Origin of the sequence: Pseudomonas putida (assembly GCF_028682475.1) — a bacterium.
GTDB classification, from domain to species: domain Bacteria; phylum Pseudomonadota; class Gammaproteobacteria; order Pseudomonadales; family Pseudomonadaceae; genus Aquipseudomonas; species Aquipseudomonas putida_AG.
The window spans coordinates 1-650 of the sequence record NZ_JANHLE010000091.1 but is presented as its reverse complement, the minus strand read 5'-3'; the positions used below and the strand labels follow the sequence as shown (position 1 = coordinate 650).

General features: G+C 52.0%; 2 protein-coding genes. Both read left to right on the top strand.

The features are described 5' to 3' along the window. Positions 1–337, top strand: a 337-nt coding sequence (locus NPS47_RS25285; RefSeq protein ID WP_274297434.1) for an HNH endonuclease signature motif containing protein, incomplete at its 5' end; no start/stop codon positions are given. Then, on the top strand, positions 337–597 hold the full coding sequence (locus NPS47_RS25280) for a bacteriocin immunity protein (RefSeq protein ID WP_274297433.1): 261 nt from the start codon (positions 337–339) through the stop codon (positions 595–597). The genes NPS47_RS25285 and NPS47_RS25280, both read left to right, overlap by 1 nt. Positions 598–650 lie beyond the last annotated feature (53 nt).

Sequence of the window (650 nt, the reverse complement as noted above, 5' to 3'; positions counted from 1 at the left end):
TGGGGCCGGTGTCGGACTGGGTTCCCCTGTCCCAACGCGCATTGCCGACCAGCTCAGAGGCCGCGAGTTTTCTAGCTTCGATGCGTTCAGGAAGGCGTTTTGGATCGAGGTTGGAAATGATCCAGCCCTGAGTAGTCAATTCAATCAAGACAACATTAAACGGCTTGTAAAGGGACTAGCACCTACGACTCGCATGCGTGATCAGATAGGAAAGCGGATTTCCTTTGAACTGCACCATGTTGAGCATATCGCTGACGGCGGTGCTGTTTATGACGTGGATAATCTGCGGGCTAATACCCCCAAAAATCATATCGATATTCATAGGGAGGCTCAGTGATGGAGCTTAAGGGCGCACTTTCTGACTACACCGAAGACCAGTTCAAAGCATTGATTCAGTCTATAAAGGACTGTGAAGGAACAGAGGATTTCCAGGCTGGGTTAATAGAACACCTGAACCGCCTTGCTGCGGGTGCAGGTGGTTCTGACCTGATCTACTATCCTGAAGATGGTTCGGACAACTCAGCAGAAGGAGTCGTGCAGACAATTCAGGCTTGGTGCTTGGCCAACGGTCTACCGGGTTTTAAGCCGCGCTTCTGACCGGACTTTCAGGGGGATCCCAGTTTCGCGCCCGCGAAACTTCCCTACCTGGG

What these genes read in the sequence shown, in the direction of transcription:
- NPS47_RS25280 (WP_274297433.1), top strand. Translation starts at nt 337, where the DNA reads ATGGAGCTTAAGGGCGCACTTTCTGACTACACCGAAGACCAGTTCAAA.